This window comes from Brevundimonas variabilis (genome assembly GCF_014199945.1).
Classification (GTDB): Bacteria; Pseudomonadota; Alphaproteobacteria; order Caulobacterales; family Caulobacteraceae; genus Brevundimonas; species Brevundimonas variabilis.
The window spans coordinates 61,364-87,448 of record NZ_JACHOR010000004.1 but is presented as its reverse complement, the minus strand read 5'-3'; the positions used below and the strand labels follow the sequence as shown (position 1 = coordinate 87,448).

24 protein-coding genes and 1 riboswitch are annotated in these 26,085 nt (G+C 69.3%); of the genes, 12 read left to right on the top strand and 12 right to left on the bottom strand.

From position 1 onward, the window contains the following. Nucleotides 1-21 precede the first annotated feature (21 nt). A complete protein-coding gene (locus tag GGR13_RS11775; protein ID WP_183213746.1) occupies nucleotides 22-1,803 on the top strand; it encodes a DUF885 domain-containing protein in 1,782 nt (593 codons plus the stop codon). Between the two features lie 114 nt (nucleotides 1,804-1,917). Here GGR13_RS11775 and GGR13_RS11770 read toward each other — a convergent pair whose 3' ends face one another. The 7 genes from GGR13_RS11770 to greA all read right to left on the bottom strand — a co-directional run bounded on the left by GGR13_RS11770 (nucleotide 1,918) and on the right by greA (nucleotide 6,965). Then, nucleotides 1,918-2,472 carry a DUF2939 domain-containing protein gene (locus tag GGR13_RS11770; RefSeq protein ID WP_183213745.1) on the bottom strand — a complete coding sequence of 185 codons (555 nt, stop codon included), beginning with the start codon at nucleotides 2,470-2,472 and terminating at the stop codon, nucleotides 1,918-1,920. After that, nucleotides 2,469-3,062: a DUF2939 domain-containing protein gene (locus GGR13_RS11765; protein ID WP_183213744.1), complete on the bottom strand. Its 594-nt coding sequence runs from the start codon at nucleotides 3,060-3,062 to the stop codon at nucleotides 2,469-2,471. The genes GGR13_RS11770 and GGR13_RS11765 overlap by 4 nt, the downstream gene beginning before the upstream one ends. A gap of 55 nt (nucleotides 3,063-3,117) precedes the next feature. Beyond that, nucleotides 3,118-3,459, bottom strand: a complete 342-nt coding sequence (locus tag GGR13_RS11760; protein WP_183213743.1) for a DUF779 domain-containing protein — start codon at nucleotides 3,457-3,459, stop codon at nucleotides 3,118-3,120. Further along, nucleotides 3,459-4,976, bottom strand: a complete 1,518-nt coding sequence (gene adh, locus GGR13_RS11755) for an aldehyde dehydrogenase (RefSeq protein ID WP_183213742.1) — start codon at nucleotides 4,974-4,976, stop codon at nucleotides 3,459-3,461. Before adh ends, GGR13_RS11760 begins: the two co-directional genes overlap by 1 nt. Nucleotides 4,977-5,133: 157 nt before the next feature. Beyond that, nucleotides 5,134-6,093 carry a GAF domain-containing protein gene (locus GGR13_RS11750; protein WP_343060376.1) on the bottom strand — a complete coding sequence of 320 codons (960 nt, stop codon included), beginning with the start codon at nucleotides 6,091-6,093 and terminating at the stop codon, nucleotides 5,134-5,136. 97 nt (nucleotides 6,094-6,190) lie between these two features. After that, nucleotides 6,191-6,352, bottom strand: a complete 162-nt coding sequence (locus GGR13_RS11745) for a hypothetical protein (RefSeq protein ID WP_183213741.1) — start codon at nucleotides 6,350-6,352, stop codon at nucleotides 6,191-6,193. A gap of 127 nt (nucleotides 6,353-6,479) precedes the next feature. Then, complete coding sequence (greA, locus tag GGR13_RS11740; RefSeq protein WP_183214099.1) at nucleotides 6,480-6,965, bottom strand: transcription elongation factor GreA; 486 nt, start codon at nucleotides 6,963-6,965, stop codon at nucleotides 6,480-6,482. 72 nt (nucleotides 6,966-7,037) lie between these two features. Here greA and GGR13_RS11735 point away from each other — a divergent pair, with 72 nt between their 5' ends. The 6 genes from GGR13_RS11735 (at nucleotide 7,038) to GGR13_RS11710 (ending at nucleotide 13,612) form a co-directional block, all read left to right on the top strand. Beyond that, nucleotides 7,038-8,312, top strand: coding sequence for a TIGR03862 family flavoprotein (locus GGR13_RS11735; protein ID WP_183213740.1), 1,275 nt, complete (start codon nucleotides 7,038-7,040; stop codon nucleotides 8,310-8,312). Further along, complete coding sequence (locus GGR13_RS11730; protein ID WP_183213739.1) at nucleotides 8,309-9,445, top strand: serine hydrolase domain-containing protein; 1,137 nt, start codon at nucleotides 8,309-8,311, stop codon at nucleotides 9,443-9,445. Before GGR13_RS11735 ends, GGR13_RS11730 begins: the two co-directional genes overlap by 4 nt. Before the next feature lie 259 nt (nucleotides 9,446-9,704). Next, nucleotides 9,705-10,064, top strand: coding sequence for a hypothetical protein (locus tag GGR13_RS11725; RefSeq protein WP_183213738.1), 360 nt, complete (start codon nucleotides 9,705-9,707; stop codon nucleotides 10,062-10,064). Between the two features lie 74 nt (nucleotides 10,065-10,138). Continuing rightward, the gene (ypfJ, locus tag GGR13_RS11720) at nucleotides 10,139-10,984 is read left to right on the top strand and encodes a KPN_02809 family neutral zinc metallopeptidase (protein WP_183213737.1); all 846 of its coding nucleotides are present in this window, start codon (nucleotides 10,139-10,141) and stop codon (nucleotides 10,982-10,984) included. Nucleotides 10,985-11,126: 142 nt separating this feature from the next. Then, nucleotides 11,127-12,350: a glutamate 5-kinase gene (gene proB, locus GGR13_RS11715; RefSeq protein ID WP_343060375.1), complete on the top strand. Its 1,224-nt coding sequence runs from the start codon at nucleotides 11,127-11,129 to the stop codon at nucleotides 12,348-12,350. Continuing rightward, on the top strand, nucleotides 12,347-13,612 hold the full coding sequence (locus GGR13_RS11710) for a glutamate-5-semialdehyde dehydrogenase (protein ID WP_183213736.1): 1,266 nt from the start codon (nucleotides 12,347-12,349) through the stop codon (nucleotides 13,610-13,612). Before proB ends, GGR13_RS11710 begins: the two co-directional genes overlap by 4 nt. Here the strand turns inward: GGR13_RS11710 and GGR13_RS11705 are convergent. Continuing rightward, nucleotides 13,597-14,565: an aspartyl protease family protein gene (locus tag GGR13_RS11705; protein WP_183213735.1), complete on the bottom strand. Its 969-nt coding sequence runs from the start codon at nucleotides 14,563-14,565 to the stop codon at nucleotides 13,597-13,599. The two genes, GGR13_RS11710 and GGR13_RS11705, sit on opposite strands and share 16 nt — an antisense overlap. A gap of 119 nt (nucleotides 14,566-14,684) precedes the next feature. Here GGR13_RS11705 and thrC point away from each other — a divergent pair, with 119 nt between their 5' ends. After that, nucleotides 14,685-16,106, top strand: coding sequence for a threonine synthase (gene thrC, locus GGR13_RS11700; RefSeq protein WP_183213734.1), 1,422 nt, complete (start codon nucleotides 14,685-14,687; stop codon nucleotides 16,104-16,106). Here the strand turns inward: thrC and thrB are convergent. The 3 genes from thrB to GGR13_RS11685 form a co-directional block, all read right to left on the bottom strand. Further along, nucleotides 16,079-17,023, bottom strand: a complete 945-nt coding sequence (thrB, locus tag GGR13_RS11695; RefSeq protein ID WP_183213733.1) for a homoserine kinase — start codon at nucleotides 17,021-17,023, stop codon at nucleotides 16,079-16,081. The genes thrC and thrB overlap by 28 nt on opposite strands. Then, the gene (locus tag GGR13_RS11690; protein WP_183213732.1) at nucleotides 17,024-18,775 is read right to left on the bottom strand and encodes an amino acid kinase family protein; all 1,752 of its coding nucleotides are present in this window, start codon (nucleotides 18,773-18,775) and stop codon (nucleotides 17,024-17,026) included. A 112-nt stretch (nucleotides 18,776-18,887) separates the two neighbouring features. Beyond that, nucleotides 18,888-19,040: a hypothetical protein gene (locus GGR13_RS11685; protein ID WP_183213731.1), complete on the bottom strand. Its 153-nt coding sequence runs from the start codon at nucleotides 19,038-19,040 to the stop codon at nucleotides 18,888-18,890. A gap of 180 nt (nucleotides 19,041-19,220) precedes the next feature. Continuing rightward, nucleotides 19,221-19,352: riboswitch (SAM riboswitch) on the top strand. A 75-nt stretch (nucleotides 19,353-19,427) separates the two neighbouring features. Here GGR13_RS11685 and metX point away from each other — a divergent pair. Further along, a complete protein-coding gene (gene metX / locus GGR13_RS11680; RefSeq protein WP_183213730.1) occupies nucleotides 19,428-20,483 on the top strand; it encodes a homoserine O-succinyltransferase MetX in 1,056 nt (351 codons plus the stop codon). Then, nucleotides 20,480-21,658: a cystathionine gamma-synthase gene (gene metB, locus GGR13_RS11675; RefSeq protein WP_183213729.1), complete on the top strand. Its 1,179-nt coding sequence runs from the start codon at nucleotides 20,480-20,482 to the stop codon at nucleotides 21,656-21,658. The genes metX and metB overlap by 4 nt, the downstream gene beginning before the upstream one ends. Before the next feature lie 6 nt (nucleotides 21,659-21,664). Here the strand turns inward: metB and GGR13_RS11670 are convergent, their stop codons facing one another. Further along, the gene (locus tag GGR13_RS11670; RefSeq protein ID WP_183213728.1) at nucleotides 21,665-22,486 is read right to left on the bottom strand and encodes an LD-carboxypeptidase; all 822 of its coding nucleotides are present in this window, start codon (nucleotides 22,484-22,486) and stop codon (nucleotides 21,665-21,667) included. Between the two features lie 100 nt (nucleotides 22,487-22,586). Here GGR13_RS11670 and GGR13_RS11665 point away from each other — a divergent pair, with 100 nt between their 5' ends. Both GGR13_RS11665 and GGR13_RS11660 read left to right on the top strand, forming a co-directional pair. After that, nucleotides 22,587-24,002, top strand: coding sequence for a UDP-N-acetylmuramate--L-alanine ligase (locus GGR13_RS11665; protein ID WP_183213727.1), 1,416 nt, complete (start codon nucleotides 22,587-22,589; stop codon nucleotides 24,000-24,002). A 5-nt stretch (nucleotides 24,003-24,007) separates the two neighbouring features. Continuing rightward, the gene (locus tag GGR13_RS11660) at nucleotides 24,008-26,053 is read left to right on the top strand and encodes a TonB-dependent receptor (protein ID WP_183213726.1); all 2,046 of its coding nucleotides are present in this window, start codon (nucleotides 24,008-24,010) and stop codon (nucleotides 26,051-26,053) included. Nucleotides 26,054-26,085: the final 32 nt, after the last annotated feature.

The following is a 26,085-nucleotide window of genomic DNA, read 5'->3' as shown; positions in this document are numbered from 1 at the left end:
CCTGTCATCCGGGGGTCTTCCATGAAACGCATTGCCACGCTCAGCCTTGTCACCCTGCTGCTGACATCGGTCGCCGCACCGGCCCTCGCCCAGGCGACCCCGCCGACGGCCGCCGTCCAGGCCGAGAACCCGGCCCTGGCTTCGATCCTAGCCGACTACGAAACCTATCTGCGGGCGCTGGATCCAATCTCCGCCGGTCAGGAAGGCGATCAGGCCGCCAAGTCCCGCCTGCCCGACCCGACCCGCGCCTTCGAGGAGGCCCAGGTCCAGCCGCTGACCGCCTTCAAGACCCGGCTGGCCGCGATCGACCCCACCGGCCTTTCGCCGGACGACGCCCTGAACCATGCCTTCCTGACCCGGATCGTCGATCGCGGGATCGAGGCCATCGCCTATGACAGCAGCCGCCTCGCCTTCGATTCCGAGGGCGGGCCCGGCCAGTCCGCGGCCTATCTGGCCAGCACGACCCGGATCGCGACCCGCGCCGATGCAGAGGCCTGGCTGACGCGGCTCGCGGGCGTGTCGGCCTTCTATGACGCAGGCCTCGCCAATGCCCGTCGGGGCCTCGCCACCGGCTTCGTCCAGCCGAAATCGGTCGTCGAAAGCGCCCTCGTCACCTTCCGCAACGAGACGGCCTATACCGCCGCCACCGACCCGCTTCTGAAGCCCACAGCCACCCTGCCGGCCTCCATTCCGACCGAGGTCCAGGCCGATCTCCGGGCCCGCGCTGCCGCCATCGTCGCCGAACAGATCGTGCCGCGCCGTCAGGCCTGGGTCGATTTCGTCGAGGATGACTACCTGCCCGCCGCGCCCGAGGCGGTCGGTGTCGGCTCCCTGCCCGGCGGCAAGGAGTTCTATGCGTTCCAGGCGCGCGGCTACACGACCACCGACCTGACACCCGACCAGATCCATCAGATCGGGCTGGACGAGGTGGCCCGGATCCGGGCCCGGATGGATGTCGAGATGAAGGCCGCCGGCTGGACCGGCGACTTCGCCAGCTTCCTGAACCACCTGCGCACCGATCCGCGTTTCTATGCGAAGAGCCGCGAGGAGCTGCTGGAAAAGGCGTCGGAGATGGCCAAGCGCGCCGACGGCGGCCTGCCCGCCCTGTTCCGGACCCTACCGCGGCTGACCTACAACGTCCGCCCCGTCCCGGCCGATATCGAAGCGACCTATACGACCGGCCGCTACAACGGGGGCTCGCTCGCCGACGGCGTGCCTGGCGGCTATATCGTCAACACCGGACGGCTGGACCAGCGGCCGCTGTATGAACTGCCGGCCCTGACCCTGCACGAGGCCGTCCCCGGCCACCACCTGCAGATTGCCCTGCAGCAGGAGGCCGCCGAGGGCCCCTATTATCGCCGCAGCGCCAATGTCACCGCCTTCACCGAGGGCTGGGGCCTGTATTCCGAGTTCCTGGGCGAGGAGATGGGCTTCTACCGCACGCCCGAGGAGCGGTTCGGCCGCCTGTCCTACGAGATGTGGCGGGCCTGCCGGCTGGTGGCCGACACTGGCATGCACTGGATGGGCTGGACAACGGAGGAAGCCCGTCGCTGCTTCACCGACAACTCGGCCCTGGCCCCGCACAATATAGAGACCGAGCTGCAGCGCTACATCGGCTGGCCGGGTCAGGCCCTGGCCTACAAGATCGGCGAGATCCGCCTGCGCGAGATCCGCCAGCGCGCCGAACAGGCCCTGGGCGACCGGTTCGACGTCCGCACCTTCCACGACGCGCTTCTGGTCGATGGCCCCCTGCCGCTGGACCTGCTGGATCGCCGGATGGATGCCTGGATCGCAGCGCAGTAGCCCCTCCACCGCTTCGCGGTCCCCCTCCCCACTGCGTGGGGAGGAAAGCGTTTATCCTCCCTGTCGCGAAGCGATGGGGAGGGGGACCCCGAAGGGGTGGAGGGGCTGCCGGCCTCAGACCCGGTCCGGCAGATCGACCCCCGCCAGCTTCCACTGCACCAGATTGCGCCGTTCCAGCAGCAGCTTCAGCGGCTGCTCCGCCCGTTCCGGATCGGTCAGGGTCACGACAAAAGTGTTCGGGTCGCGAAAGCCGTAGCTCCGGCGGATGTCGGCGTCGTTCCCGCGCTCGGCGGACGCGTCGTCCTTCACGCCCGGCGCCTCGGCCGAAGACACCATGGCGGCCACGGCGTCCGGGGTGACGAAGACGTCCACGGCGCTGTCCATCAGACTGGGGGCCAGCATCATCCCAAGGGCGGCCAGACCGGGGTCCTCGTCGCGCAACTGGTCCCGAACCTCGGCCCGCATCCGCGCATTCAGCTCATCCTTCAGGCTGCCACGCAGGGCCGGGAAATCGACCCGGCTCTCAAGCGCAGCAGCGTCCCCGGCCTTTGCCGCCGCGATAATACCCTGCACCGCCAGGGCCGGCGTCACCACGAACAGGATCAGCACAACGATCAAGCTGATGACGGCGGTTCCGATCAGGAGACGGCGCTTGCGGGTCTTGGTCATCGGGCAGCAGGCCTTTCAGGCACGGAGGCGATCGGGTCGGTCGGGCGCGGAACGGCGACCGGTGTCGCCCCGTCCGGCAGACCGATATGCACCAGTTTCCATTCGAACGGAGCCCGTCTCTGGAAGGTAAAGAGGGTTTCCGACCCGCCCGCGTCCGCAACCGACAGACGTGTGGTCTGAAAGCCCCAGTAGCGCAGCCGGGGCCAGGCGTCAGAGGCCTCGATCGGCACGGTCTGCGTCGCCGCATACCGGCCCTGCCCGGCCATCAGGGCGTTGATCGCGTCGGGTGTCAGATAGGAATCAGGGTCCGGCGCGGCCGGTGCCGTCGCCTGCTGGAAGCGGCGGCGCACGGCCCCGATCGGATCGTCGAAAATGGACGGGGCAGGCGTCATGATCTCGGGCCGCCCCGCCAGCTGCGGCCGAAGGGACGCCCGCACGGCGGGAAAGTCGATCAGCCGGACCAGACCGGCCACATCGTTGGCCTGGGCCGCCGAACGGATGCCGAAAAAGGTCACCACGGGCGCGCTGACGAAGGCGAGGCCGGCTCCGATCAGCGCCACCAGCAGCAGCCTGCCCAACAGATTCTTCACGCGTGACCTCACCCTTGCCCGGCGACATCAACGCCCGAGGCCCGGTTTGGCTCATCTACTCCGGCACGGCACAGACGGTGGAGCGGGTCAGGAACCGCTGCTCGCGACCGTTGTCGAGGCTGAACATGCCGCCCCGACCCGGGATGGCATCGATGATCAGGTCGGTATTCTTCCAGGCCTCGGCCTGGGAGCCGCTGATCCAGAAGTCCGCCTCCCCGATCCGCCCCAGCCGGACGTCATGGTCGCCCAGGATGAACTCGCCGACCGGATAGCACATGGGCGAGGACCCGTCGCAGCACCCGCCCGACTGGTGGAACATCACCGGACCGTGGTCGGCGACGATCTCGGCCAGCAGGGCGAGCGCGGCGGGGGTGGCGGAGACCTTGTCCGCCGTCATCAGAAGAAGCCGAGCTTGTCCGGGCTGTAGCTGACCAGCAGGTTCTTGGTCTGCTGATAGTGGTCCAGCATCATCCGGTGGTTCTCGCGCCCGATGCCCGACTGCTTGTAGCCGCCGAAGGCCGCATGGGCCGGATAGGCATGGTAGCAGTTGGTCCAGACCCGGCCCGCCTGGATGCCGCGACCCATGCGATAGGCCCGGTTGGAATCCCGGGTCCAGACACCGGCCCCCAGGCCATACAGGGTGTCATTGGCGATCTCGAGCGCCTCTTCGTCGGTCCTGAAGGTCGTCACCGACACGACCGGGCCGAAGATTTCCTCCTGGAAGACCCGCATCTTGTTGTGGCCCTTCAGGATGGTGGGCTGGATGAAATAGCCCCCCGCCAGATCGCCCTGGAGTTCGGCCTTCGCTCCGCCGGTCAGGACCTCGGCACCCTCCTGACGGCCGATGTCGAGATAGGACAGGATCTTCTCGAACTGTTCCGAAGACGCCTGGGCCCCGATCATGGTGTCGGGATTCAGCGGATCGCCGGCTACGATTGCCTCGACGCGGGCGATGGCCTTTTCCATGAAGGCATCGAAGATGTCCTCGTGGATCAGGGCCCGGCTGGGGCAGGTGCAGATCTCGCCCTGGTTCAGGGCGAACATGGCAAAGCCTTCCAGCGCCTTGTCCAGATAGGCATCGTCCTCGGCCATCACGTCCTTGAAGAAGACATTGGGGGACTTGCCGCCCAGCTCAAGCGTGACGGGGATCAGGTTCTGCGACGCATACTGGCTGATCAGGCGGCCCGTGGTCGTCTCGCCGGTGAAGGCGATCTTGGCGATCCGGGTCGAGGACGCCAGCGGCTTGCCGGCCTCGAGACCGAAGCCGTTGACGACGTTCAGCACACCGGGCGGGATCAGGTCGCCGATGATCTCCATCAGGACCAGCAGCGAGGCGGGAGTCTGTTCGGCGGGCTTGATGACCACGCAGTTCCCGGCAGCCAGGGCCGGTGCCAGCTTCCAGACAGCCATCAGGATCGGGAAATTCCACGGGATGATCTGGCCGACGACGCCCAGGGGCTCATGGAAATGATAGGCCACCGTATCGTTGTCGATCTGGCTGATGCCGCCTTCCTGGGCCCGGATGGCCCCCGCAAAATAGCGGAAGTGGTCGATCGCCAGCGGCAGGTCGGCGGCCAGGGTCTCGCGCAGCGGCTTGCCGTTGTCCCAGGTCTCGGCCTCGGCCAGTTTCTGAAGATTGTCCTCCATTCGCTGGGCGATCTGGATCAGGATGTTGGACCGTTCGGTGGTGGAGGTCTTGCCCCAGGCATCCTTTGCAGCATGGGCGGCATCCAGCGCCAGTTCGATGTCCGAGGCGTCCGACCGGGCGATCTCGCACAGGACCCGGCCGTTCACCGGTGAGGAATTGTCGAAATAGCGTCCCTTGGTCGGCGGCACCCAGGCCCCGCCGATGTAGTTCTCGTAGCGGGTCTTGAACTGGGGCGTGACGGCGCGGATGAATTCGGGCTTGGTCATGGGGTGTCTCCGGGTTCCTGGGACGCGCCGGTTCGCCCGGCATCGCTGACCCTCACCTGAAGCCCAGCCCGGACAGGGTGCCAGAGCGTCATGGTTTGGTGCGGCGCACACCTGTCGCAAGGTTGCGACAGGTCGTCCGGAACGACGCGTCAACGCGTCAGTGCAGGCCGAGCCGGTTCAGCTTGCGGTGCAGGGTCGCGCGACTGACCCCCAGCGCGCGTGCCGCCGCAGAGACATTGCCGTCAGCCCGCGCCAGCGCCCGCCGCACCGCCCCGCGCTCCGCATCGATCAGGTCCTCGGCATCCGTCGCCACCGACAGCACGTCCGCTGCCGGCAGGGAGCCCGCGATACAGGCATCGGTGATCCCCAGAAGCTGCCGCGCCGACCGCGTCGCCCCGACCACCAGATCGTGCCGGTCGACGGCCAGCAGCGCCGCCGTGCTGCGATCCTCGTCGGCGGCCAGCAGGATGCGCGAGCCGCTGAAGGCCTGGCGGAAATTCTGGGCCTCGATCGCGCGGGCGGCATCGGCCACCGCCGCCGCGATCAGGCCGACGAAGCCTTCGGTGAGGTCCGCCCGGCACGACGAAACATCCAGCGCCGCCGCCAGCCGCCCCTGATGATCATAGATCGGCGCGACCGTGCAGCTCAGCCCCGTGTTCTTCGTGTGGAAATGCTGGTCGCGGTGAATGGTCAGGGCCCGCCCCTCGGCCAGACAGGTGCCGATGCCGTTGGTGCCCTCGGTCGCCTCGCTCCAGACCGCCCCGGGCCAAAGCCCCCAGCGATGGAAGGTCTCGTCGTCGCTAACCGCCCCGCGCCGGTCCACCGGCACGCCGTCGCGATTGGTCAGCAGAACGCAGCAGCCGGTATCGCCCACCGCCCGGAACAGCCGGTCCAGCGTGCCCTGGGCCGCGCGGGTCAGGGGCTCCATCGCCTCGCAGACGGCGCGAAGCTGTTGCTCTGTCAGGGTTTCGGGCAAAGAGGCATCGGCAGGATCGAGCCCGTACACCGTCATGGACCGACGCCACGACGCCGCCACGACCGACCGCGCGGGCCCCGCGTCGTCGGCCAGAACCGAGCGAACCCGGTCGGGATGGGTGTTTCCAGTCCTGTCGCCCACGTCGGTCTCCGAAGGGGTCGTTACCCCATAGGAGACTCAACTGGAGCGGAAAGGCAAATCGCCGCCGGGTTGCTGCGCGCAATTGCCTCGCGCGGGATCAGTCCTCGCGCGGGGCCTCGTCAGGCTGGGGACCCTCACCGGCTTCCCAGGCCGCCTGGGCTTTCTTTTCCGCCTTCTTTGCAGCCTTTTCGGCGGCCTTCTTGGCGTCGGCGCGATCGCGTTCCTGACGCTCGAAACTGTAGTTGGGCTTTCTGGCCATGAACGGGCCTCGCTTTCATTGACTAGGGCGTCGTCGCGCGGGGCGCGGCTCGAACGCCGGACAGGTCGGCACGTCTATCATGCCTTCGGGGATTGTTTGTGAGGCAAGCCGGGCCGCACGACAACCTTCACGCTTGATCGACGGCCACGATCTCGACCGACTGACCCGCAACGACCGCCTCGTCCCCGACCCGCTTGCCCATCAGGGCCCGCGAAAGCGGCGAGACATGGCTGACGGAACCGTTCGCAGGATCGGCCTCGTCCTCGCCCACGATCCGCCAGGTCTGGGTCCGGCCGTCCTCGCGTTCGATCGTGACCGAACCGCCGAACCGGACCGTGCCGTCAGGCGGGGCGATCTGCTGCGGCTGGGCATTGGCGCGGCGCGCGGACCAGTAGCGCAGATCCCGCGTCGCCCGCGCCATGGCTGTGCGGTCGACCTCGATCGAGCCGTGCGCCTGGGCCGCCGCATAGGCCGCACGGGCCGAGGCCAGTTCGGCCTCGATCTGGTTCAGTCCCTCGGGCGTGACCAGATTGGCGTGCGGGGAAACGGGACGGTCGGGAAGATCGGCAGCCGTGGCTTCGAGATCTTCCTCTCGGGTGAAGGCAACACTCATGGCACGGAACATAGGCGCCGTATCGGGTCATGGCGAGTGGCGGTCCCGGCCCGGGCGGGCTAAGTCCCCGCCATGACCGCGTCCGCATCCCCGACTGCCCCCCTCGTCGCCATCATCGGCGGCGGTCCTGCCGGGCTGATGGCCGCCGAGGTCCTGGCCAGCGCCGGGGTGCGGGTCGTCGTGCACGACCGGATGGCCTCGGTCGGCCGCAAATTCCTGTTGGCTGGTCGGGGCGGACTGAACCTGACCCATTCCGAGGACCGCGCCCCCTTTGCCGCCCGCTATGGCGACAGGACTGCGGACGTCACGCCCTGGCTCGACCAATACCCCCCCGCCGCCGTGGTCGAATGGGTCGAGGGTCTGGGCCAGCCGACCTTCACCGGCTCCAGCGGCCGGATCTTTCCGAAAAGCCTGAAGGCCTCGCCCCTGCTGCGGGCCTGGCTGCGGCGGCTGGACGATATGGGGGTCACGATCGTGAGCCGCTCGCGCTGGACCGGGTTCGACGGCCCGGCCCTGACCTTCGAGAACGGCGAGCCCGTCATCGCTGACGCCACCATACTGGCCATGGGCGGGGCCAGCTGGCCCCGGCTCGGCTCCGACGGAGCCTGGGCACCCGCTCTCGAGGCGGACGGCACCGCCGTCGCGCCGTTCCAGCCGTCCAATGCCGGGTTCAATGTCGAATGGTCCGACATCCTGCGCGATCGCTTCGCCGGCGAGCCTCTGAAGGCGGCCGCTTTCTCGGTCGGCCCAAGTCCCTCCGGGCCTCAAGCAGCGCAAGGCGCGGTAGGCCCACTTACAATCAAGGGCGAGGCGATGCTGACCCGCTACGGCATCGAGGGCGGAGCCATCTATGCCCTGTCGCCGGCGCTGCGCGAGGCCATCACCCGGGACGGCTCGGCCACCCTCGTCATCGACCTGCGGCCCGATCTGACAGAGGCCGTGCTGGCCGAGCGCCTGTCGCGCCCGCGCGGCAAGGACAGCCTGACCAACTGGCTGCGCAAGGCGGGCGGCCTGTCGCCCGTCGCCATTGCCCTGATGCGCGAGATCCCCGGCGACATCCCCACCGGCCCCGAGAAACTGGCCAAAAGGATCAAGGCCGTCCGTCTGACCCTGACGGGCATGCAGGGGCTGGAGCGCGCCATCTCCTCGGCCGGGGGCGTGAAGTTCGAGGGCCTGGACGACAACCTGATGCTGACCGCCCGTCCCGGCGTCTTCGTCGCCGGCGAGATGATCGACTGGGAGGCCCCGACCGGTGGCTATCTGCTGCAGGCCGCCTTTGCCTCCGGCGTGGCGGCCGCGCGCGGCGCCCTCGACTGGCTGGCCCGACCTGAAAAGGACCCCGCATGACCGACATCTCGGGCGTCTGCCCCGACCGTTTCGCCGCCGTGAAGGACGCCTTCGCCGCCAATTTCACCGACGCCCCCGAGGGTCTGAACGAACAGGCCGCCCGGTTCAGCGTCTGTATCGCGGGCGAGACCGTGATCGATCTCTGGGGCGGCTGGTCGGACGGAGCCCGCACGGTGCCCTTCGGTCCTGATACCCTGGTGCCCGTCTTCTCGACCGGCAAGGCGATCATGGCCCTGATGATCGCCACCTGCGTCGAGCGCGGGCTGCTGGCCTATGAGGACACGGTCGCCTCGCACTGGCCCGCCTTCGGCCAGGCCGGCAAGGACCGGCTGACCGTCGGCCAGCTGATGTCGCACCAGTCGGGCCTGCCCGGCTTTTCGGAGACCGTCGATCCGACCATCTGGTTCGACCGGACCGCCGTGCTGGACCAGCTGTGCGCCCAGGCCCCGATGTGGCCGCCGGGCACGGCGTCAGGCTATCACCCCATCACCATCGGCTATCTGGCGGGCGAGCTGTTCCGCATCGTCGATGGCCGGTCGATGGGCACGGCCCTGCGTCAGGACTTTGCCATCCCGTTCGACCTCGACCTGTGGATCGGACTGCCCGAGGCGGAGCACGCCCGCGTGGCCCAGCTGCGCAAACCCTCCGCTGCCCCCGACCTGGGGACCATCGATGCGGTGAAGAAGGCCGCCTTCCTCGACCGCGGTTCGGCCCCCGGCGGGCGGGGCTCGACCGACTGGCGGATGGCGGAGATCCCCTCGGCCAATCTGCATGGCACAGGCGTCGCCATCGCCCGGATCCTGGGGGTGCTGGCCAACGACGGCGTGCTGGACGGCAAGGCCATCCTGTCGCCCGATGTCGTGTCGCAGGTCCTGCGCGAGCGGATCCGGGGCGTCGACAAGGTCGTGCCCTTCGATATCAGCTGGGCCGCCGGATACATGCGCAACGAGACGCTGAACATCTTCGGCACCAATGCTGACGCGGTCGGTCACTGCGGCTGGGGCGGGTCCTGTGCCATGGCCGATGCCGAGAACCGGGTGTCGGCGGCCTATGTCATGACCCGCCAGTCGCCCCACCTCGTCGGCGATCCCCGCGCCGTACGGCTGATGCAGGCCCTGTATTCGGCGCTCTGATCAGGAGCCCGGCTTCACCACGACAGGTGAGCCGGCGATAGCCCTTCCCCTGGAGGGGGAAGGGTTGGGATGGGGTGGAGGCAACCTGTCAGAGGGGGGCTTTACCACCCGGTCCTTGGGCACCGGGTGAACGCGACCAAACGGCGCCAGAGTGCCTCCACCCCATCCCCGGCCCTTCCCCCTCCAGGGGAAGGGGGAAGGAGGACGCCTCCGCTAAGGCCACGCTTGACCAGGCCGGCGGCGTGCCCATGTCCATCGCATGCGCAGTCTCGTCCTCATCGCGTTCGGTCTGATCCTGGCGTCTCCGGCAACCGCCCAGGTGGTCAACTTCCGGAATGCCAATCCCGTCGGAGACCAGCACCGGTTCGAGACCGAGCGCCTGCGCCTGCAATCCGACCAGCGCGCCATCGAGGCCCGGCAACAGGCGCTGAACGCGCGCCTGACGCAGCTTGAGCTCCAGTCCCGACGTCAGTCTGCTCCGATCGGCAGTGACCCGGCCGCGACGGCCCTGACGCTCGAACAGGCCCGGGCCGCCCGACAGGCCGCGACCGCCCGGCGCGAGACGATTGTCCGCGGCGTGACCGCGATCGACGACTGGCTCGACCGACCCCGAAACTGATCGCCGACGATCAGGCATCCCTTCCCCTTTACCCGCGTTCCGGCCTAGCTTGGATGACTTCGGGAGGATGGATCATGCGCTGGCAGGGTGGACGACGCGGCAATATCGAGGACCGGCGCGGCATGGGGGGCGGCGCGATTGCCGGGGGTGGCATCGGCGTCACCGTCCTGGCCCTGATCGGCTATTTCGTCTTCGGCATCGACCCGACCACGACCCAGCAGGTCGCCAGCCAGTTCGGCGGCGCAGGCTCGCGGGAAACCGGTCAGGTCGGCACGCCCGAGGATCAGGCCGGCCAGTTCGTGGCCGTGATCCGCGCCAGCACCGACGACGTCTGGCAGACCCGGCTCGAGGGCTACAAGTCCCCCAATATGGTCGTCTATGAACAGGGCACCCAGACCGGCTGCGGCTATGGCCAGTCGGCGATGGGACCGTTCTACTGCCCCGCTGACCAGACGGTCTATCTGGACCTTTCCTTCTGGCAGCAGATGGAGACCGATCTCGGGGCCTCGGGCGCCGACTTTGCCCGCGCCTATGTCATCGCCCATGAGGTCGGGCACCACATCCAGACCCTGACCGGGGCCTCGCAGCAGGTCCGCGAGGCCCAGCAACGGGCGTCGGGCGAGGCCGAGGCCAACCGCTACTCCGTCGCGCTGGAACTGCAGGCCGACTGCTATGCCGGCGTCTGGGCCAAGAATGCGTCTGCCGCCTCCAACGGCCAGGTTGCGCTGGAGCCCGGCGATCTGGAAGAAGGCCTCCGCACTGCCTCGGCCATCGGCGACGACACGCTGCAGCGGCGCGGCGGCGGGCGGGTCGTGCCCGAGGGCTTCACCCACGGCACCTCGGCCCAGCGCATGGAGTGGCTCCAGCGCGGCTACCAGACCGGCGACCCCGCCAGCTGCGATACCTTCTCGGCTCTTTGATTCACCCGCTCATCCCGGCGAAAGCCGGGACCCAGTCCTTTGGGCTGAACGCTGTATGCGTTGAGGCCCAACCCCCGATCCCGCAGACCGGCCCCGCAACAACACTGGGTCCCGGCTTTCGCCGGGATGAGCGGGAGGGAGGGTGGCGGTCCCGGCTTTCGCCGGGATGAGCGGCAATGCGGGGGCAAAGGCCCTTGTTGCACCGCACCCGGCGCGCCATGGTTCCTGCGTGCCCCAGACTGCTGCCACCGCCCTGACCGCTGCCCGGCGGATCGTCGTCAAGATCGGCTCCTCGCTGGTCGTGGATGCGGCGTCGCGCGGACCGGCGACCGACTGGCTGGCCGCGCTCGCCGGCGACCTGGCCCGGCTGCAGCGCGAGGGGCGGCAGGTCATCGTCGTGTCGTCCGGGGCGGTCGCGCTGGGCCGTGGGCGACTGGGGCTGGCCCGCAACGCGCGGCTGGACGAGAAACAGGCCGCCGCCGCCGTCGGCCAGTCGCTGCTGATGCAGGCCTGGGAGGCCGCTTTTACGCCGCACGGCCTGACCCCGGCCCAGGTGTTGTTGACGCGCGACGACACCGAGCGCCGTCGTCGCTGGCTGAACGCCCGCGCCACGATGGAGGCCCTGCTGAAGCTGGGCGTCGTCCCGGTCGTCAACGAGAACGACACCGTCGCCACCGAGGAGATCCGCTACGGCGACAACGACCGACTGGCAGCCCGCACGGCCCAGTTGACCCGGTCCGACCTGCTGATCCTGCTGTCGGACGTGGATGGTCTGTATACGGCCGATCCCCGGTCCGATCCCCAGGCCCGGCATCTGCCGCTGGTCGAGACCCTGGGTCCCGACATCCTGGCCATGGCGGGGGGATCCAATGCCGAGGCCGACGTCGGCACCGGCGGCATGGCCACCAAGCTGGAGGCTGCCCGCATCGCCCGGTCCGCCGGCTGCGCGACCCTGATCGTCTCGGGAGCGGTCGCCCAACCCCTGGCCGCCGTCCAGGCCGGGGCCCGGGCCAGTCTGATCACCGCCCCGGCCACGCCGCTGGCGGCCTACAAGCAATGGATCGCCGGCAGTCTGGAGCCCGCGGGGGCCATCCTGATCGACGACGGTGCCGCCAGTGCGCTGGCGACAGGCCGCAGCTTGCTGGCCTCGGGGGTCCGTTCGGTCGAAGGCCGGTTCGACCGGGGCGACTGCGTCCGCGTTCGCACCGAGGGCGGTGCCCCTCTTGGCGTCGGGCTCGCGGCCTATGCGGCCGATGAAATGGCCCGTATCCAGGGTCGACATTCCGGGGAGATCGAGGGTCTGGTCGGCTACAAGGGACCCTGCGTCGCCATCCATCGCGACGATCTGGTGCTGGACCCGACATGACCGATACCGTTGCCGCGATGATGCTGGACATGGGCCGCCGCGCCCGGGCCGCGACCGAGCCCCTACGTCTGGCCGGGGCCGGGGTCCGGTCCGCTGCCCTGACAGCGATCGCCTCGGCCCTGCGGGACCGGGCCGGGACGATCCTCGCGGCCAATGAGCGCGATCTGGAGCGGGCCCGGGCCAACGGTCTGAGCGCAGCCCTGCAGGACCGGCTGGCCCTGACCCCCGACCGCATCACCGCCATCGCCGGGGCCGTAGATGAGGTCGCGGCCTTTCCCGATCCACTGGGCGTGGAGACCGCGCGCTGGACGCGACCCAACGGCCTCGACATCGCCCGGGTCCGCACCCCGCTGGGCGTGCTGGCCATCATCTACGAAAGCCGCCCCAATGTGACGGCCGATGCAGCCGCCCTGTGCATCCGGTCGGGCAATGTCGCCATCCTGCGCTGCGGTTCGGACTGTCTGGACAGCGCCCTGGCCATCCATGCGGCCGTGGCCGAGGGGCTGACGTCCGTCGGCCTGCCGGCCGATATCGTGCAGCTGGTCCCGACCCCGGACCGGGCGGCGGTCGGGGCGATCCTGACGGGGCTGGACGGCACCATCGACCTGCTGATCCCGCGCGGCGGCCGCAGTCTGGTCGAGCGGGTCCAGTCCGAGGCGCGGGTCCCGGTCCTGGGCCATCTGGAGGGGCTGAACCACACCTATGTCCATGCCGCCGCCGACCCGGACATGGCCCGGGATATCGTCGTCAATGCCAAGATGCGGCGCGTCTCGGTCTGTGGTGCGACCGAGACCCTGCTCATCGACGCCGCCGTAGCCCCGACCCTGCTGCCCGTCATCGCCGGGGCCCTGACGGCGACCGGCTGTGTCCTGCGCGGCGATGATGCGGCGCGCGCCATCCTGCCCGGGATCGAGGTCGCCGACGCCGCCGACTGGACCACCGAATATCTGGCCCCGATCCTGAGCGTCCGGGTCGTGGACGGGATTGAACAGGCGGTCGATCACATCCGCACCCATGGCTCGGGCCATACCGACGCGATCGTGACCGAAGACGCCGATACCGCCGCCGCCTTCCTGAACGCCGTGGACAGCGCCATCGTCATCTGGAACGCCTCGACCCAGTTCGCGGACGGCGGCGAATTCGGCTTCGGCGGCGAGATCGGCATTTCCACAGCCCGGCTGCATGCCCGGGGACCGGTCGGGGCAGAGCAGTTGACCAGCTACAAATACGTCGTGCGCGGCACCGGTCAGGTCCGGCCCTGATCGCCTTGCGGCCCCACCGTCAGGTCCGTCGTCCGCGTGACATGCAGGGTGCCGGCCGAGGTGTTCATCACCAGCGTCTGGCCCTCGAACGCCTCCATGCCCAGCAGCGCGTCCGGAAAGCCCGGCAGCACGACGTCAGCATAGATCGGCAGTTCGACCGCCTCGAACAGGACGTCGCCAAAGGTCACGGTCCGCGCCTCAACCAGGCGAGACGCGATCGCGCCGCCCAGCACGATGCTGGAGCCCCGCCGCTGGGCCCGCCCGTCCAGAAGACCGGCCCCGCCTGCTGCCTCGCCGCTCAGCGCCAGCAGGGCCGAGGCTCCAGTATCGACCACGGCCTCGATCACCGAGCCCTCGACCGTCACATCGGTGACCAGGGCATTGCCCGAACGCCGCACGGCGACCGGGCCGACATCGTCGGGCAGGACGTGACGGTCTGGCGCCACCATCCGCACGCGCCGCTCGCCCGTCTCGATCTCGATGACCACGCTGCGCAGCATGTCCTGACCCAGGATCAGAGGCGCCGACAGACCTTCGCGCATCGCCAGCGGACCCAACGCGAGGATCGCCGTGCGCAGGCCGGTCAGTCGCATCTCTCCGACCTGAATATCCAGAGTCGTGCCCTTGCCGAGCTGCGGCTGACCCCCGACGCCATAGGCCACCAGCGGCAGGTCGAAGGTGTTGGATATTCCCAGGGTCTCGAACAGACCCCGGTCGATCACCGAATACTGGGCCCCGGAATCGATCAGGGCACGCACGGGCTGACCCGCCACCGTGATCTGGACGGTCGGCACACTGGCCCGCGGCTCGTCATAGGGCAGCCAGCCGCTCGATCCGTCGGGACCGAAGGCCACATCGGGCCGGGCCCACAGCACATTGTCGCGCAGCCACCAGGCGCCACTGACCCCTGCCGCGACAAGGCCGAGCCGGATCAGGAAGTCGCGACGTCTCATCCGGACCTAGATGGCGGCTCCGGACCTGCGACGCCAGCGTCACAGGCGTCGCAGCTTTCGTTTCGCGATTGCGAAAAGACGGATGACGCGCCGGTCACCGCGCTTTACGAAACATCGTGATGTCCCCAGATCGTTATGTCAGCACCCGCGGCCGGGCCCCCGAAGTCGATTTCGTCGAGGCCCTGCTGCGTGGCATCGCCCCGGACGGCGGCCTCTATATGCCCGCTGCATGGCCGGTTCTGCCTGCAGACGCCGCTGCCTCCGGCCAGACCTATGCCGCGATCGCCCGCGCCGCGATGGTGCCCTATCTCGGCACGGCCCTGCCCGACGGCGCGCTGGACCGGGCGCTGGCGAAGCTGGTCGCCGGGTTCGAGACCGCCGAGACCACACCGATGGTCCGGCTCGAAGACGACCTGTGGATGCTGGAACTGTTCCACGGCCCGACTGCGGCCTTCAAGGATCTGGCCATGCAACTGGCCGCGTCCCTGGCGGACGAGGCGCTGGCGGCCTCGGGCGAGCGGCTGACCCTGGTCACGGCGACGAGCGGCGACACCGGTGCCGCCGCCGTCAACGCCTTTGCCAACAAGGCCCGGATCGACCTGATCGTCCTGCACCCGCTGGACCGGGTCTCGCCGATCCAGCGGCGGCAGATGACGACGATCGACGCCGACAATGTGCTGAACCTGGCCATCGAGGGCGATTTCGACGACTGCCAGCGGCTGGTGAAGGGCCTTCTGGCCGACGAGACCCTGCGCGAGCGGGGCCGGTTCAGCTCGGTCAACTCGATCAACTGGGCCCGGCTGGCCGGACAGATCCCCTACTATGTCTCGGCCGTCGCCCAGATGGCCGCACAGGGCGAGACCCGCCCGCCCCGCTTCGTTGTGCCGACCGGCAATTTCGGCGATGCCTTTGCCGGGGTCGCGGCCCGCCGCATGGGCCTGCCGGTCGCTGGTTTCGTCGCTGCCGTGAACAGCAACGACGCCCTGGCCCGCGCCATCAATGACGGCATCTATGCCCGCAAGGCCGCCGTCGAGACGGCCTCGGTCAGCATGGACGTGCAGGCCCCCTCCAATTTCGAGCGGCTGGTGTTCGAGGCCTCGGGTCGCAACCCGGCAGCGACGCGCGACCTGTTCGAGACCTTCGCGGCCACGGGATCAGTGACCCTCCCCACCGACCTGCTGGCCGCTATCCGGGCCGAGGTGTCCGCGGTCTCGATCGACGAGGCCACGACCCGCACCGAGATCGCCCATGCCCACTCAGCCTGGGGTCAGGTCGTCTGTCCGCACACCGCTGTGGCTCTGGCCGCCGCCCGGGCCCTGCCCGCGATCGACGGCCCGACTGTGGTGCTGGCCACCGCCCATCCGGCCAAGTTCGGCCGCGACGTCGGGGATGTGCTGGGCTTCGCGCCCGAGCCCTGCCGCGTGATCCGCGATCTGGGCGACCGGCCGGAGCGGATGACGGTCATTGCCGGAACGCTGGAGGCCGCCCTCGATGCCGTCCGGGGCTTCGGCAGTCAGACGGCCTCCGCCAGCCGCCAGTAGTCCAGCCGCCTCACGAAGGCGGCCGGGTCCTTGGGCGTCACCAGCTTGGTCGGGTCGTGGAAGATCCGGTCGTGCAGCCGGGTCAGGGTGAACCGCAGCGCCGCCGCCTCGCCGAGCCTTGGCAGGGCCTGCGCCTCGGCCGGTGACAGGGGCCGAATGGACTCATAGCCGCGCCGGAACGCCTCGACCGCTCCGGGGATTTCCCGCCCCTCGCCATCGAATCCCCAGGCGCTCAGGGCGATGGCCAGATCATAAACGAGGGCGTCGACGCAGCCGAAATAGAAGTCGATGACGCCGGACACCTCGCCACCCTCGAACAGGACATTGTCGGGGAAATAGTCCGCATGGATCGGTCCCCTTGGCAGGTCCGAGGCGAACGGATCGCCCAGGCGGGCCAGCGCCGCCTCGACCGTGTCGAGAATGGCGCGGTCCGCACCCGTTGCCGCAGTGGCGCAACGGTCGGCCAGGGCCCGCCAGGCGACCGGTCCGACCGGATTGGCGCGCGGCACTGAAAACCCGGCGGCGTCCCGGTGCAGGCGCGCCAGCACCGCGCCTGCCGTCGCCTGATCCGCCAAGGTCGGGCTCCGCAGCCAGGCCCCGGCCCGCCATTCGATCACGGCGCAGGCCCGGTCGTTCAGCCGGCCCAGCCACTGGCCCGACCGGTCCCGCACCGGACGCGGAGCCGGAAAGCCCCGGTCGGCCAGATGGTCGGTCAGACCCAGACAGAAGGGCAGCGACGCCGCATCCGTCCGTCCCTCGAACAGGGTCAGGACATACCGGCCCGTCGCGGTCTCCAGCCGGTAGTTGGTGTTCTCCACCCCCTCGGCGATCGGGTGCAGCGACACGAATTCGCCGACCGAATGGCCCTGCAGCCAGGCGCGTGCCTGATCGTCAGAGACCGGGGTGAAGACCGCCATTCAGTGGTGGCCGAGCACGGCGTGTCGCGCCCGGACAATGTCGGCGACATCGGACAGAACGCTTTCGGTCGTCGGCCAGCGACCCGCGCCGCGACCCTTGCACGACCAGACCCGACCATCCTCACCGTAGACCTTCAAGGCGTTGCGCTCCCCTCTGAGGCGGGCAAAGAGCGGGTCGGAAAGCGCGCCGTCAAGCCTGACAGACGACTTCAGCGCCCCGTCCACCCGGTGACAGGCACCGATCTGGCGGACCGGCCCGGACACCACAAAGGCATCCGACAGCACATCGCACGGCACATCGGCCTCGGCGGGCGTTTCGCCGAACGCTTCGAACGCCAGCAGGCGGACCTTGGCGGCGGAATCGCGACCTTCCAGGTCGGAAGACGGGTCTTCCTCGGCGAAGCCGGCGACGCGGGCGTCAGCCAGGGCATCGGCAAAATCGGCTCCGGCCTCCAGACGGCCCAGCATGAAATTCACCGTGCCGTTCAGGACGGCCTCGAAGCCCGCCACGGGCCCGGCCGCCCGGGCGGCGCGCAGGGTCTCGATCATCGGGGCACCCCCGCCGACCGCCGCCGAATAGGCCAGACGCGCACCGCTGGCCTGGGCCAGGGCGGCCAGTCCGGCCGGGTCGCGGCTGATTGCCTGTTTGTTGGCGCTGGCCACGTCGATGCCGCGCTCGAGCGCACAGCGGATCAGGTCGTGCCCGGCACCACCCTCGGACAGGGCCTCGAGCAGAAGGTCGGGCTTCTGGTTCAGCAGGGCCTCGCGGTCGCTGGTGAACAGATTGACCGGGGCATCGACGTCGCGGGCCTTGCGCGGATCCCGCACCAGGACGCCGACGACCTGGAACCGGGGATCGACCAGCAGACGGGCCAGAAGGCCACCCCCGACCACACCGCAGCCGGCGATGGCGACCCGCACCGGAGCATCGGGAACCGAGGGTCCCGGAGGGGCGGAATGATCCCCAACCACCGTACAGTCGGCCCGGCCAAGCGCCGCGACCTCGATCTCGACACCCCGCTGGTGCGCCATGTCGATGGCACCGTGCTGGACCAGCGCCCCGCCGTGGCGACGGGCATCGTCCCAGGAGGCCCGGCGATAGCGCAGCGGCTTGCCCGAGGCCGAGGCCGGATCGCGGTCGTAGAGACCATCGACATCCTTCACCAGCCGCACCCGCTTCAGGCCCAGCTCGGCCGCGATGAAGACGGCCGTCAGGTCCGAACCGCCTCGCCCGAGCAGGGCCACCCGGCCATCGGGCCGCACCGCCCCGAACCCCGGGACGACGACGACCTGATGCTGCTCCAGCGCCTGTCGCAGGCCGTCGCCGCGCAGGTCGCAGGGATGGGCATGTTGCAGCGGTCCGTCCGCCACGATCCCCAGTTCCCGCACCGACAGGGCCACGGCGCCCAGACCGATCCGGTCGCAGGCGATGGCCGAGAAGGCCGCCGCCTTTTCCTCACCCAGCGCGACATAGCCGGGCAGCAGATCGTTCTCGTGATCCAGCCCCAGCGACCGGGCCTCGGCCAGAAGGCGGTCCGTGTGCCCGGCAAAGGCCGAGACGACGGCGACGACCTTCCGGCCCGCGCGGACATGGCCATAGATCTCCGACGCGACCACCGGCGCATCGGCCGCGGACTTCAGGATCGACGATCCGAATTTGAGCACCACGACATCCGGAGCCGGGCTGGCTGCAGAGCCAGGTTTCAGCGGTTCGGACGGGACGACGGCAAGGTGGGCAGCTGAGTAGGGCATGGGGTTCGTTTCAGGACTGGAAGATGAAGGGGCTGGATTTCGGGCAAGAAAAAACCCGCTCCGGAGGGGTCCGGGCGGGTCTGGGTTTGCGTTTTGGCCTGTCCGGCGCGCGCTAACCTGTCCCCGCCCGCAAGGGGCCGGTGATGGTCATACCGCCGATGGTCGTGAGCGTGGTGAGGGGGGTGACACGGGTGCTGGTCCGCGCCGAGCCGGCTGCGGAGAAGGTCGAACCGGCGATGCTGCCGAAACGGGACACGAGCGTCATTCCTGTGAAAATCGAACCTGAAGGTGTCGGCAGAGCTTCCATTCGTCAACCCCCGTCATGCACATTTTTTGCGCGCCGTGCACATGAGGCGTAATGGAATGTTCATTTGGCGCGGGTTTTATCTGAACACGGGTGAATTTTTGCACTTGACCGGCGGTTCTCGCAGTTGCAACGTAGTGAAACTCATCAAGACCGACCGAGGGATAGGCCCTTTGACGTCGGGGCAACCATCGGTCCCAACCGAACGGTGCCAACTCCTGCGAGAGACCGCCCCATTTCTTCGGAAATGACAGGTCTCGCGAGAGATGAGTGGAGCGTCGACGAGGCGACGTTCCACGATCTGTCATCGCACCGGGGTCTTGCTGAGCAGGACGATGCGACGACCCGATGACCCTGGCCCTGGCTTCAAAAACCTCTGACGATTCCCGCCTCCGCCCCATCCCGGCGAGCCGTGCCTATGCGCAGCCACGCCGCGAGCGGTCGGGCGACGCCGTCGACATCACGATCGACATTCCCGCCGACTTCCGCCTCCAGTCCGGGGAGCGCCTCGGCCAGCGCACCCTGACCGGCCGTCTGCACGGCCGCGAGGGCACGCCGCTGATCGTCGTGGCCGGCGGGATCTCGGCCGGGCGTTTCGTGCACCGGACCGAGACCAACGGCCTGGGCTGGTGGTCCGGCGCGGTCTCGATCCGGGGCCCTATCGACCTCTCCCGCTTCCAGGTCCTCGCCTTCGACTATGCCCCCGATGCCGGGCAGGGTTCCTCGGTCACGATCACCACCCATGACCAGGCAAGGCTGCTGGGACTGCTGCTAGACCATCTGGGCTTCGAGACCGTGTCGGCCTTCGTCGGCTGTTCCTATGGCGGCATGATCGCCCTGGCGTTCGGGGAGCTGTTCCCGCGCCGGGCCGAACAGCTGGTCGTCGTCTCGGCCGCGCACCGTGCCCACCCGCAGGCCACGGCCTGGCGCGGCATCCAGCGCCGCATCCTGCAGCTGGCCCAGGCGGCGGGTCGCCCCGAAGATGGCGTCGCCCTCGCCCGCGAACTGGCCATGACCACCTATCGCACGGCCGAGGAATTCGGCGATCGCTTCGCCAGCACCGCCCCCGCCAGCGCCGGTCAGGCCTATCCGGTCTGCGAATATCTGACGGCCCGGGGCAAGGCCTACCGCACCCACACCACGCCCGCCCGCTGGCTGTCGCTGTCGGACTCGATCGACCGGCATGCCGTGTCGCCCGAGGCCATCAGCACACCGGTCACCCTGGTCGGGTTCGACTCGGACCGGCTGGTTCCCATCGACGATATCCGCGAGCTGGCCGCCCGCCTGCCGAACCTGTGGCGTCTGGTCGAGGCCCCGTCCCTGTACGGCCACGACGCCTTTCTGAAGGAAGACGCCCTCGTCGGCGACATCCTGCGCAACGCCCTGAAGGAGATCGACCAATGAGCCGCAAGTCCGACCCCAGAACGATCGCCGCCCGTCACGGCGTGGATACGGACACGGCGCACGGCTCGGTCATGCCGCCGCTCTATCTGTCGTCGAACTATTCGTTCGCCGGCTTCGAGCAGAAGCGGAAATACGACTACAGCCGCTCGGGCAATCCGACGCGGGACGTGCTGGCCGAGACCCTGGCCGAGCTGGAAGGCGGCGCAGGCTGCGTCGTCACTGCGACCGGCATGGCCGCCGTCGACCTGCCGCTCAGCCTGCTCGATCCCGGCGACCTGCTGATCGCGCCGCATGACTGTTACGGCGGGACCCACCGGCTGCTCTGCGCCCGCGCCCGCAAGGGCCATTTCGAGGTGCTGTGGGTCGACCAGGGCGATCCTGTCGCTCTGGACCGGGCCCTGGCCCTGAATCCGAAGATGGTCCTGGTCGAGACCCCGTCGAACCCGCTGCTGCGCGTCGTCGACGTGGCCGACATCTGTGCCCGCGCGCACCGGGTGGGCGCAAAGGTCGTGGCCGACAACACCTTCCTGTCGCCCGCCCTGCAGCGGCCGATCGCGCTCGGGGCCGACATCGTCGTCCACTCGACGACCAAATACATCAACGGTCATTCGGACGTGGTCGGGGGCGCCGTGATCGCGGCCGATCCGGCCGACCATGCCGAGCTGGCCTGGTGGGCCAACTGTCTGGGCGTCACCGGTTCGCCCTTCGACGCCTATCTGACGCTGCGTGGTGTGCGCACCCTGTTTGCCCGGATCGAGCGGCAACAGACCACCGCCGCCCATGTGGCCGAACTGCTCGAAGCCCACCCGGCGGTCAAGGCAGTCCACTATCCCGGCCTGAAGTCCCATCCCGGCCATGCGCTGGCGGCTCGCCAGCAGCAGGGCCCCGGGGCCATGCTGTCGTTCGAGCTGGCCGGCGGCGTCGAGGCCGTCCGCGCCATCATCGAGAACCTGGAGGTCTTCACCCTGGCCGAGTCGCTGGGCGGGGTCGAAAGCCTGATCGCCCACCCGGCCACCATGACCCACGCCGCCATGACGCCGGAGGCCCGCAAGGTCGCCGGGATCACCGACGGCCTGCTGCGCCTGTCGGTCGGCCTGGAACATCAGGATGACCTGATCGCCGATCTGGTCCAGGCCCTTGATTGCGTGGTGACGGCCCGGGCCGAGGCGGCCTGAGCCGGATCAGCGCAGTCCGAAGGGGACGATCTTGTTCTCCCGGTCGTGGCCGATGTCGGCGGTCCCCAGCCAGGGGATGCCCGACCGGTCGCACCAGTAGCGAACGATCTCTTCGGGTGTCAGACCGAAGTCCGGCTCATTGTAGGTGATGTCGGAAACCCGGCCGAGCCGGATGCCCGCCACACGCCGGATCGAGGCCTGGCCGGTCAGGTGGAACATCATCCGGTCGACCCGGTAGAGCGCCTCGGACACTTCTTCCAGCATCAGGACGTGACCACCCAGATCCGGCTCAAGCACCGTACCGACCAGCTGGTCCAGAATGGTCAGGTTGAAGGCCACCGCCGGGCGAGGGTCCTCGTGCAGCGAGGGCTCCCATGACGACGCCGCGCCCTTGGTCAGCCAGTTCAGCGCCCGCCAGGCCGTCGCGTCGTTGCGAACTGCATCCGAGGCCATGGGCCCGTGCGCCAGGTGCTGGAAGCCCGCCTTGTACATCCCGGCCAGCAGGCTGCCGGCGTCCGAATAGCCGAGATACCGCTTGGCCCGGGCCACGTCGTTCAGGCGCGGAATGACCGCCTCGGCGATCCGGCAGGAGCCATAGCCACCGCGCGCGAACCAGATGGCATCCAGCCGGGGATCATTGGCGAACTCGACGAAGGCCGCTGCCCGGGTCGCATCGTCGCCGCCGAAATGGCCGTGCTTCGAGAAACTGGCCGGGTGGAACACCACCGAGATCGATTGGTCCGGGACGTGGGTCGCGAACCAGGCCTCGATCGCCTCGCCCCGCTCGGGGTTCAGGCGCGACGAGGCATTGACGATTCCGATCTTCAAAGCGTCTTCCCCCGATCCGGTGTGCGCCTTTCATAGGCCGGAAGGCGGCATCGCACCAACCACCCTTTCCCTTCGAATCGCATCCCTCTAGTCACGCGGGATGAACGAGACGAAAGACTATTTCTTCTGTGGCATCGGCGGATCGGGGATGCTGCCGCTGGCGATGATCGTCCAGGCCCGGGGCGGGCGGATCGCCGGGTCCGACCGCGCGCTGGACCAGGGCCGGACCCCGGCCAAATTCGACTGGCTGAGGGCGCATGACGTGGCCCTGCACCCGCAGGACGGCTCAGGGATCGTCAGCCCGGACCAGACCGTCGTCGCCACCGGCGCGATCGAGGACACTGTCCCTGACATCGGTGCGGCCCGGCGCGTCGGCGCGACCATTGTCACCCGGCCCGAACTGCTCAGCCGCCTGTTCAATGATGCCCCGGTCTCTATCGGTGTGGCCGGCACCAGCGGCAAGTCGACCATCACCGGCATGATCGCCTGGATCCTGCAGTCTGCAGGCCGCGCACCGACCGTCATGAACGGTGCCGTGATGCGGAATTTCGCCGATGCGGACCATCCCTTCGCCAGTGCCCTGATCGGCGGTCCCGACCTGTTCGTGGCCGAGGTGGACGAGAGCGATGGCTCCATCGCCCGCTACGACCCGACCGTGGCCGTGGTGTCGAACATCTCGCTGGATCACAAGTCGATGGAGGAGCTGCGCGACCTGTTCGGCGGCTTCACGGACCGGGCCCGCCATGCCGTCCTCAACCTCGACAACCCTGAAACGGCGGCCCTGGCCCAGGCGATGGTCGAGGCCGGTCGCGCCGAGGCCGTGATCACCTTTGCGCTGGGCCATGCCGATGCCGACCTGTCGGCCCATGATCTTGCCCCCCTGCCGACGGGCATGACCTTCACCCTGACCGAGCGGGCCAGCGGCGAGACCTTTGCCGTCGTGCTGAACGTGCCCGGGGCCCACAATGTCGCCAATGCCCTGGCCGCCCTTGGGGCCGTGCGGGCGCTGAGCGTGCCCATGGCCGAGGCGGTCGCCGCGCTCGAGACCTTTTCCGGCATCCGCCGCCGGATGGAGGTGGTCGGCTCGGCGGGCGGCATCACGGTCATCGACGACTTTGCCCATAACCCCGACAAGATCGCAGCGACGCTGAAGACCCTGCATGCCTTTCCGGGTCGGCTGCTGATCCTGTTCCAGCCGCACGGCTTTGGCCCGCTGAAGCTGATGAAGTCCGAGTTCATCGCGGGCTTCGCCGGACTGATGCGCGAGGACGACCACCTGCTGATGCCCGAGCCCGTCTATTATGGCGGAACCACCGATCGCAGCGTCGGGTCCGAGGATATCGCCTCCGGCATCCGTGCCGCAGGCCGACAGGCCGAGGCCCTGCCGGACCGCGCGGCCTGTGGCGATCGGATCGTCGCAATCGCCCGGCCGAGCGACCGGATCGTCGTGATGGGCGCACGCGATGACACCCTTTCCGAGTTTGCGGCGGAGCTTTTGACTCGCCTGGGCGCTTAGGCCCGATGTTCCAGACTCCGCCGCCTCCACCGCCCGTCGTTCAGGCCCCTGCAGACCTTGGCGAAGTCGTCGTCACGGCCGCCCGGCTGCCCCCCGCCGCCGGGGAAGCCGCCTTCTCCGTCATCCGGCTGGACCCCCAGGTGCTGGACCGGACGAACCGCCTCGACGAGGCCCTGGCCACCGTGCCGGCCGTGTCACTGTTCCGGCGCACATCGAGCCTGGCCTCCAATCCGACGACCCAGGGCATCAGCCTGCGCGCCATCGCGCCCTCGGGGGCGGGGCGGACGCTGGTTACCCTCGACGGCGTGCCTCTGAACGACCCGTTCGGCGGCTGGGTGCTGTGGTCGCGGGTCGCGCCCGAGAGCCTGAGCGGGGTGGATATTGTGCGCGGCTCCGGGGCCGGGCCCTATGGGGCCGGAGCCCTGACGGGCGTCATCGCCCTGCGCGAGCGTGACCGGGGCGGGGCTCTGGACGTGTCCGTGGCCGAGGATGGCGGCGAGCGGCTGGCGGCCTCGACCGCGCTGGAAAGCGGCCGGTTCGCCCTGACGGCTTCACTCATGGCCGAGACCAGCGACGGCTACCGCGCGGTCCGTAACGGCGCGGGCGGGGCGGCCGACACCCTGCTGGACCTGCAGACCCACAGCGGATCCCTGCGCGGCGACGTCCGGCTGGACGATGCGACCGCCCTGTCCCTGCGCGCCTCGGCCTATGACGAGGATCGGGGTGCCGGTCTGGTCGGGGCCCGCGCCTCGGCCAGCGGACAGCTTTACAGCGCCACCCTGGCCCGGACGCCCGCCCGCGACCGTCTCGGCTGGCGCGCCCAGATCTGGCGCAGCGAGAGCGACTTTGCGAACTCGTCGGTCGCGGTTGCCGCCGACCGCAGCGCGACCACCCCGGCCAATGACCAGTTCGAAACGCCGGCCGAGGGGTGGGGCAGCAATCTGGCCCTGCGCCAGACCGCCGTCGATCTGGCTGCAGGTCGGCTGGAGTGGGAGGTCGGGGCCGATGCCCGGTTCAACACCGGCGAGACGCGCGAGCGATTCCGCTTCATGAACGGTGCCTTCACCCGCGACCGGATCGCGGGCGGCGAGACGGCTGTCGTCGGTGGCTATGCCGAAGGATCGTGGACGTCCGACCTCTGGCTGGTGGCGGGCGGGGTCCGGATTGATCACTGGGAGACGACCAACGGTCGCCGTCTGGAGCTGGACCGGGCCAACGGCCTGCCGACGCTGGACGTCGCCGATCCCGACCGGTCGGGCGAGGTCGTGTCGGCCCGTCTTGCCGTGCGTCGCGATCTGGGGGCTGGGGTGGCCGCAAGGGCCGCCGCCTATTCGGGGTTCCGGCCGGCCACGCTGAATGAACTGCACCGGCCGTTCCGCGTCGGAAATGACCTGACCGAGGCCAATGCCGCGCTGGAGCCCGAGACCCTGCAGGGGGTCGAGACCGGCCTGTCCTGGACCGGCGGCGCAGCCTCGGTCTCGGCCACGGTATTCTGGAACCGGATCAAGGACGCCATCGTCAATGTCACGATCGGACAGGGCCCCGGCACCTTCCCGCGCGCAGGGTTCGTCCCGGCGGGCGGTGTCCTGCGCCAGCGCCAGAATGCGGGCACGATCGAGGCGACCGGGCTGGAGCTGAACGGCGAATACCGGATCGCCAACCGCCTGACCTTTGTCGCCGCCGCTTCGGTCACCGATGCCGAGCTGGATGGCGGCACGGCGGCGCCGCAGCTGACCGGCCTGCGCCCCGCCCAGGCCCCGGTCTGGAGTGCGACGGCCGGAGCGGACTGGCAGGCCACAGACCGCGTCAGCCTGTCGGCCCGCGCGCGCTACGAGAGCCGCCGGTTCGACGACGACCTGAACAGCCGGATCCTCGACGACGCCCTGACCGTCGACGGTCGCGCCGAGTTCGCCCTGCGCGAGGGCACACGCCTGTATGCCGCTGTCGACAACCTGTTCGACGCGGACGTGGCCGTGTCCCAGACCGGGGATGCCATCACCGGCTATGGCCCACCCCGCACGGCACGGATCGGGGTGAGCCTGTCCTGGTGACGCGATCGCATCGCGGCTGCGCATGATCCGGT